7 protein-coding genes are annotated in these 7750 nt (G+C 69.1%); 4 read left to right on the top strand and 3 right to left on the bottom strand.

Annotated elements, in window-relative coordinates:
• Positions 1 to 78: 78 nt before the first annotated feature.
• Positions 79 to 420 (bottom strand): BrnA antitoxin family protein, encoded by a 342-nt coding sequence (locus ACP5M5_RS07895; protein ID WP_427936585.1) that lies wholly within the window; start codon positions 418 to 420, stop codon positions 79 to 81.
• On the bottom strand, positions 347 to 754 hold the full coding sequence (locus ACP5M5_RS07890; protein WP_427936584.1) for a BrnT family toxin: 408 nt from the start codon (positions 752 to 754) through the stop codon (positions 347 to 349). Before ACP5M5_RS07890 ends, ACP5M5_RS07895 begins: the two co-directional genes overlap by 74 nt.
• Positions 755 to 977: 223 nt before the next feature.
• Between ACP5M5_RS07890 and nudC the strand changes: the two genes are divergently transcribed.
• The 4 genes from nudC to ACP5M5_RS07870 are packed head-to-tail and all read left to right on the top strand — an operon-like array spanning position 978 to position 5985.
• A complete protein-coding gene (gene nudC, locus ACP5M5_RS07885) occupies positions 978 to 1907 on the top strand; it encodes an NAD(+) diphosphatase (protein ID WP_427936583.1) in 930 nt (309 codons plus the stop codon).
• 24 nt (positions 1908 to 1931) lie between these two features.
• Positions 1932 to 3671, top strand: coding sequence for a hypothetical protein (locus ACP5M5_RS07880; RefSeq protein ID WP_427936582.1), 1740 nt, complete (start codon positions 1932 to 1934; stop codon positions 3669 to 3671).
• The gene (locus ACP5M5_RS07875; RefSeq protein ID WP_427936581.1) at positions 3662 to 4540 is read left to right on the top strand and encodes a hypothetical protein; all 879 of its coding nucleotides are present in this window, start codon (positions 3662 to 3664) and stop codon (positions 4538 to 4540) included. Before ACP5M5_RS07880 ends, ACP5M5_RS07875 begins: the two co-directional genes overlap by 10 nt.
• Positions 4537 to 5985: a hypothetical protein gene (locus ACP5M5_RS07870; protein WP_427936580.1), complete on the top strand. Its 1449-nt coding sequence runs from the start codon at positions 4537 to 4539 to the stop codon at positions 5983 to 5985. Before ACP5M5_RS07875 ends, ACP5M5_RS07870 begins: the two co-directional genes overlap by 4 nt.
• Before the next feature lie 112 nt (positions 5986 to 6097).
• Here the strand turns inward: ACP5M5_RS07870 and ACP5M5_RS07865 are convergent, their stop codons facing one another.
• Entirely contained in the window at positions 6098 to 7735 is a 1638-nt protein-coding gene (locus ACP5M5_RS07865; RefSeq protein WP_427936579.1) for an electron transfer flavoprotein-ubiquinone oxidoreductase, read from the bottom strand.
• Between the last annotated feature and the right edge of the window lie 15 nt (positions 7736 to 7750).

Raw genomic sequence — 7750 nt, 5'->3', positions numbered from 1 at the left:
CCGCGAATTCTTCGCCATGCTCCAGACCAGCCCGCAAAGCGGCTGCGAGGGGTGATCGGCGGCCTTCGTTCCCGGCTATCACCGCGAACGGCCGCCCGCGCCCCGCTTCTTTTCCTCGTCCATGAACGACCGCAGAACGGCGTTCATGCGCGTCTGATAACCCCTGCCCAGGCTTTTGAACCACGCGAGCAGATCGGCATCCAGCCGCACGGACACCAGTTTTTTCGGCGTCGGCATCACCGCTTGCGCCTTCAGATACCAATCCTGCGGAACCCGGTTCCAATCGGGATCGCTGGCGATGGCCTCTTCGAGTTCGCTCTCCGTCATACGACGGAGACGTTCGATTTCAGTCCGGCTTTCGCCGCGATCCGCTTTGCGCAGCGCATTGGCCGATATGCGTGTCGTAGTGTTTTCTTTCATTTTTCCGTGCTTTTCGCATTGAGATGACACGGAGTACACGCTCTCGCATGGTATAAACGATGGCAACAACAATGTCATCGAGCGCACCGATGGCTATCCAACGCTGCTCTCCGTTAATTTCTTTGGGTGGATATTCAAGATACGGATTATCGAGAACCCGAACGACATCTAGAAAATCAAGCCCATGCTTCCCAATATTGGCATTCCGCTTATTTTCATCCCACTCGAAATCGTCAAACTCCATGATAATGTCCCTTTTTATGAAATTACGCTGGATTTCATAAAGAGATGAACCAAGGCCATCGGGAATTCTAAATTCCGAATGACGGGTCATAGCCACCCCGAAAGGGGAAACGCGCCTAATCGATGGATCAATAATGCCAATCTGTGATTTCTCATGCATCCGTTTGCGAGCAGCGAGCGCTCCGCTATTATTGATACAAAGCGTAGCTACGTGTACCACACATCCCACGTGCTGCGCAAGGAGAAATTTACCAGCGGGTTGCCGCGCCGCTGGGAGCGTGGCACGCTTTGCCGGCCATCGACCGTGAGGAAACGTGATCCCGATCCGCGCCCGCCGCCCCAACCCCTACAGTGCGAGCCCGCTCGACCGCGCGAGCGCGCGGCGGGAGGATGCCGCGTTTCTCGCCGCCGCGCGCGAATCGCCGGACAGTCTCTTCGTCCCGGTCTGGCGCGGCCAGAGCCTGCTTGCCGGCGAGGCGGAGGCGGTGCGCGGGGTTTTTCTTGCTGGCGCCGAAGCCGATCCCTGGCGCGTCGACGCCCCCTGGGCGTTTCTTGGCCTATGGCAGGGGCGACCGGTCTTCGCGATCGATTGCGGCGCCGCCGAAGCGCCGCCCGCCTTTGCCGCGCCCGCGTTCGGCGAAACTACGCGCTTTGCCGATCTCCGCGCCGCCGCCGGCGCGTTACCCGAAGCCGAGGCGGCGATTCTCGCCCATGCCCGCGGCCTCCTGCACTGGCGCGCGCGGCATCGTTTTTGTGGCGTCTGCGGTGCAGCGTGCGAGGCGCGAAGCGGTGGCAACACCCTCGTCTGCACGCGCTGCGAGACGCCGCATTTCCCCCGCACCGATCCCGCCGTGATCATGCTGGTGGTGCAGGGCGATGCGGCGTTGCTCGGCCATTCGCCGCGCTTTCCGGTGCCCGAGATGTATTCGACGCTCGCCGGCTTCGTCGAGCCCGGCGAAAGCCTCGAGGAAGCGGTGGCGCGCGAGGTGTTCGAGGAAACCGGCGTGCGCGTCGGCGCCGTGACCTATCATTCCAGCCAGCCCTGGCCGTTTCCCGCCTCCCTCATGCTCGGTTTTTATGCCGAGGCGCAAAGCACCGAGATCGTGCTCGACCCCGCCGAGCTGAGCGATGCACGGTGGTTCTCCCGCGCCGACATCCGCAACCACAAGGCGCTCGGCTTTCGCCTGCCACGCGGCGACAGTATCGCGCGGCGGCTGATCGAGGACTGGCTGGAAAGCGGCTGACAACCGGGAGGAAAACACCGTCGGATGCTGGCGCTGGGTTTTTTCACGCTCCTCATGGCGCCGCTCATCGCGGGATCGGGGCTGGCGGCGTTGCCCCGGCTGCGCGCGCCACTGGCGGCGCGGCTCTGGCTGGTTCCGCTCGCCGGCGCCGTGGTCGCGCTTCTCTCTCTCCTGCTCGGAGAGCCGGCGGGCGCGCTGGCGCTGCCGTTCGGCCTGCCGGGGTTTCACCCGCTGCTGCGGCTCGACGGGCTTTCCCGGCTGTTTCTGCTCGCGCTCTGCCTCCCCTTCGCCACAGCCCTGCGCGTCGCGGCGCCGGCGCGGCCGGCAGCGGCGGGGCTGCTGTTCGCCGGGCTGTTGAACGTCATCCTCGCCGGCGACGCTTATGCCCTGCTCGTCGGTCTTGCGCTCGCGCTCGGCGCGGCTGCGCGCCTCATCGCAACGTCGCGCTTTTTCCCGATGGCGGCGTGGCTCGCGTGGCTGCTCGTGCTCGCCGCCCTCGCGCCACCCCTTCCCGATGGCACGCCTAACCCCGCCTTCGTCGCCATGCGCGCGCTCGCCTTGCCGGCGGCGGCGAGTGGCCCGGTCGCCGGGCTCGTGCTGCTCGGCGCCGGGCTTCTCGGAGCCCCCCTTTTTCGTCCGCGTGTTCTGGCGGCGGCGGAAAACGGCGCTGTGCTCGCCGCCGCCCTGGCGCCGGCGGTGGCCTATCTCGCGGCGCGTTTCCTTGGTGATCTTCTCGCGCTCGGCGCCGCCGGCCCGATCGCGGCGCTGGCGCTCGGGCTTGGGCTTGCCGGTGCGCTGAGCGCCGCCGCTGCTGCGGCATGGGCCGAAGATATCGCCGTCATCGTCGCCGCTTTCGTGCCGTTACTGCTCGGCGAGAGTTTGTTCGCGCTCGGCATCGCCATTTGGGCGCGGCGCGCCGATCTCGCGGCGCCGGGGCGGGATGCGGTCGCCGCCTTTCTCGCGCTCGCGCTGCTGAGCGCACTCGCGGGGCCGCTGTTGCTGCTGCTCGCGCGCGCGGTGACGCGTGAGGCCGGCAGCCGGCAGCTTGCGCGGCTCGGCGGCCTCCTCGCGCCGATGCCACGCGCGGCGGCGCTGGCCGGCCTCGCTCTGAGCGTGGCGCTGCCGTTTGGCCCCGGGCTTCTCGGCGGGCCACTGGCGATGACCGCGCTGCTCCGCCTGCCCGCGAACGGACTTGGCAGCGTCTTTCTCGCCGCCTTGGTCGCGCTTGCTGGGCTTCTTTTCGCGCTCGGCGGCTTCGCCGCGCTCCGGCTCTTCGGCTTGGGCTTTCTCGGCCCGCCGCGAAGCCCGCGAGCCTCGGCGGCGGCCGATCTCGCCGGGCGGGAGCGGTCATCGCTCGCCGTGCTCGCGGCCGCGCTCGCGCTGTTCGGGTTGGTTCCGGGGATTGCCGCGCGGCTGATCGCCTCGGCGATGCCGACCCTGGTTGCCGGCGATGCCGCAACGCCGACCTCGATGATCGCCGCTCCCGCCTGCGCGGCGTTGCTGCTTTTCCTCACGGCCCTGCTTTGGGCAGCCACCGGCCGGGGCGCGCGGCTCGTCGCGCGGGTGTGGGAGGAGGGGTATGGGCCGTTGCCGGGCTGGCTCCCGTTCGGTGACCCGGTGACGACGATCGCCCCCGGCGCGTTCGGCGCCGAACTGCGCGCCGCCGCCAAACTCGGCCTGGCGATACTGGCGCGCCGGCTGCGGCGGCCGCGCGCGGCATGGCGGGCGGCGCGGGACGCCTGGCGGGCGCCGCCATGCGGCTGATCGCGACGGCGCTCAATCTCGCGCTGATGCTGGCCGCGGCACCCGGTTTCGCGTGGCTTCTGGCGATGGCGGCAGCGCTTCGTGATCGCGCGCCAATGCCGGCGCCGCTGGCGATCTGGCGGCTCTGGTGGGCGCTCTGGCGGGCCGAGCAGGTGCGTCCCGCCGGGGTTTCCGGGTTTGCTGATGCTGCCATCGCCGCCGGCCTCGCCGCCGCCCTCCTCGCCGCCACCTTCATCCCGACCTTCACCACCGCCCTCGCGACCGCGCCCTTCGCCTCCGTGCCGCTGGTGGTCGCGCTGCTCGCGTTGGCGGCGATCCTGCCGCTGCTTTCGCTTATGGCGGCGGGGACGATGGCGGGAGGGATCGCGGCCGGGCGGATCCTCGGGTTTTTCTGCGCAGCCAGCCCCGCGCTTTTCCTCACCTTTTGGGCGTTGGCGCAACTTGGCGGCGGCGTCATGCTGAACGCCATCGCAACACCGGGCGGTGTGGCTTCGCCACTCGCGCCGCGCCTGTTGGCCGCAATCGCGCTCGCCGCCATCGCACGGGCGGCGCCGACGGCGGCGGCGGCGGAGAGCGGCGGCCGGGCACGGACGATGGCGCTCGCCACCACCGCCCTCACCCGGCTCGGGGCGCTGAGCCTGGTCGCGGCCCTCCTGGTGCCCTTCGGCATCGCCGGCGAAGGACAGGGTCTCCTCGCCGCCGGGATCGGGCTCCTCCTCTGGCTCGTGAAAATGGCAGTGGCCGCCGGGCTGCTCGCCTGGCTCCGCCCGGCCCGGCCAGCGGCGTCGCGGCTGCTTTCGCCAGCGCTCACGGTCGCGACACTCTGCGCGGCGCTCGCCGCCCTGCTCGCGCAAGCGCCGCTGATATGAGCCGCGCCCTTCTGGACGCGGCGCCGCGCGATGCAGCACTCCGTCCCTGGCCGTGGCGGCGCTTGGATGCCGCCGGCTGGCGGTCTCTCGCGGCAGGACCGGGCGATCTCACGCTGCTCGCGCTTTGGGGCGAGGCGGAGGGCGTGCGGGCGGTGTTTCGTGACGATGACGGCACGATCCTGCCAGTCGCCGTCCCCCTGACGGACGGGCGTTATGCGACGCTCAGCCGGCGCTGGCCGGAGGCGGCAGGGTTCGAGGCCGCCATCGCCGATCTCTGGGGATATCAGGCGGAGAGCGTGGCGGGCACGGAAAAGCGGCTCGATCACGGGGTTTGGCCGCTCACAACGCCACTCGCGCCGACCCCTGGGCCGGCGCCGATGGCGGCCGACTGGCCGGAATTTTTCGCCGCGGCCGCCGGCGAGCAATGGCCGAACGGGCCCGCCGGACCACCCTTCGCCCCGCTCGAGCATTGGCGTTTCCGTCTCGACGGCATTCGCATCGCCGCGGCAGCGCGCCGCGCCGGCTATGGCCATAAAGGCCAGATCACCTTGATGCGCGGCAAGCCGGCACGCGTCGCGGCGCGTTTTGCGGCACGATTGGCGGGGGAGGCGACGGTTGCGCATAGTCTCGCCTTTGCCGCCGCCGCCGAGGCCGCGCTCGGGCTCACCATTCCGCCCCGCGCCACCGCTCTCCGCGCCGTCATGGCGGAACTCGAGCGGATCGGAACCCATCTCTCAGACCTCGCCGATCTCCTCCGCGAAGCCGGTGCGATGCGGCGGGCGGCGGCGACGTGCGATGCGCTCGCAGCACTCCGCTCCGCGCTCGCCGCGGCGTTCGGGCATCGGTTGATGATGGATGTCGTCGTGCCGGGTGGGGTCGCCGCCGACCTCGATCCCGCGCGGAGCGAGACGCTGCGTGCCGCACTCGCCGGGATCGAGGCCTGGCGGGCGCGGTTTTCGCTGCCCGAGGCGGCGCTCGCCGGGCGCGGCGTGGTGCGTGGCGCCGGCGCCGGACTGGTCGCACGCGCCGGCGGCCGCAGCGAGGACGCGCGGCGCAGCCCGGGTTATCCACCCTATGAGCGGCTCGATTTTGTGACCCCGGAAAGCCCTGCCGGCGATGCCTTGGCACGCGCGGCGCTAAGGGTCGCCGAAATCTGGCTCAGCGTCACGCTCGTCCGGCATCTCCTCGCGACACTGCCCGCCGGCGCGATCAGCGTTGCGCTCGCGCATGGCAGCGGCGAAGGGCTCGGCGTCGCCGAGGGGCCGGCGGGTGAAATCTGGCATTTTCTCGCGATCCGCGGCGGGTTGATCGCCGAGGCCTTCCCCTGCGATCCGTTCTGGCGAAACGAGGCGACACTGATTGCCGCGTTTTCCGGCGCCGAGCGCGGCGATTGGCGCATGATCCGCGCCTCTTTCGGCGCCGGCGGCGCAGGCGCCGATCTCTGAGCCGGCTCAGAACATAACCACGGTGCGCAGGCCGAACACCGCATCGTTGCCAATGCGCCGTGTCGGGCTGAGCGGATTCGGGATGCCGCCGCCAGGCATAGAAGCGCCCGCGCTACATCCCGCTCGGATAATTCGGGCCGCCGCCACCCTCTGGCGTGCACCAGTCGATGTTCTGGGTGGGATCCTTGATGTCGCAGGTCTTGCAGTGGACGCAGTTTTGGGCGTTGATCTGAAGGCGTGGCGCGCCCTCCTCGACCCCGACCGCTTCATAGACGCCGGCCGGGCAATAGCGGCTCTCGGGTGCAGCAAAGCGCTGCCAATTGACGGCTTGCCAACGCTCTGGCTCACGAAGCTTGAGATGCGCCGGCTGGTCTTCCTCGTGATTGGTGTTACTGATGAAAACCGAAGCTAGGCGGTCAAAGGTGAGCTTTCCGTCCGGCTTCGGATAAGCGATGCGCGGCGCCTGATCGGCGGGGAGCAGCGTTGCGTGGTCGGGGTGGGGGTGGTGCAGCGTCCATGGCGCCCGGCCGCGCAGCACGTAGGTATCGAGCGCCGCGTTGACGAGCCCACCCCAGAGGCCGAAGCGGGCGAAACCGGGGCGGATATTGCGGGCTCCCCGCAATTCTTCCCAAAGCCAGCTCGCGCGGAGCCGCTCAGGGTAGCGCGTGAGCGCCGCCGGGCGGTCGCCTGCCAGTGCCTCGGCCAGCGCCTCGGCTGCCACCATGCCGGATTTCATCGCCATATGCGTGCCCTTGATCTTGGGCACGTTGAGGAAGCCGGCACTGTCGCCGATCAGGATCCCGCCGGGAAAAACGAGCTTGGGCAGGGATTGCAGCCCCCCCTCGACCAGTGCGCGCGCGCCATAGCTGATCCGCCGCCCGCCGGCGAAATGCCCGACCATCGCCGGATGGGTTTTGAGCCGCTGCATCTCCTCGAACGGCGAGAGCCAGGGATTGCGATAATCGAGCCCGACGACGAAGCCATAGGAGATGAGATTGGCACCGAAATGATAGAGGAACGAGCCGCCATAGCTGCTTCGGTCAAGCGGCCAGCCGATGGTGTGGGTGATCTCGCCGGGGCGGTGATTTTCCGCCGGCACCTCCCATAATTCCTTGACCCCGATCGCGAAGGTCGGCGGATCGGCGCCCTCGGCGAGCCCGAACCGCGCGATCGCCTGTTTGCTGAGCGAGCCGCGGCAACCTTCGGCGAGCACGGTGTAGGCCGCGCGCAACTCCATCCCCGGCTGATAATTCGGCCCTTTTTCGCCGGATTTGGTTACACCCATGTCGCCGGTGATGACCCCGGCGATGCGCCCCTCCTCCTCGATCAGGGCGGCGGCGGGAAAGCCGGGATAGATCTCGACCCCGAGCGCCTCGGCGCGCGCCGCGAGCCAGCGGCAGAGATCACCGAGGCTCGCGACGAAATTGCCACTATTGTGCATTTGCGGCGGGGTCGGCAGACGGAGCGCACGGCGAGCGGTCAGAAACAGAAACCGGTCATCGCCGGCTGGGGTGGAAAGCGGCGCGCCCTCTGCCTGCCAGTCTGGGATCAGCTCGGCGAGCGCCCGCGGCTCGATCACCGCGCCGGAGAGGATATGGGCGCCGATTTCGCTGCCTTTTTCGACCACGCAAATCGCCGTCTCGGGAGCAAGCTGCTTGAGGCGGATCGCCGCCGCCAATCCGGCGGGGCCGCCGCCGGCGATGACGACATCGAAATCCATTCTCTCACGCGCGATATCTCCCTCACCCATACGTAATCTTCCTTT

The organism is Acidibrevibacterium sp. (genome assembly GCF_049965395.1).
Classification (GTDB): Bacteria; Pseudomonadota; Alphaproteobacteria; order Acetobacterales; family Acetobacteraceae; genus Acidibrevibacterium; species Acidibrevibacterium fodinaquatile.
Note: the sequence above shows the minus strand (reverse complement) of the source record. Positions and strands in the feature narration are given on the sequence as shown.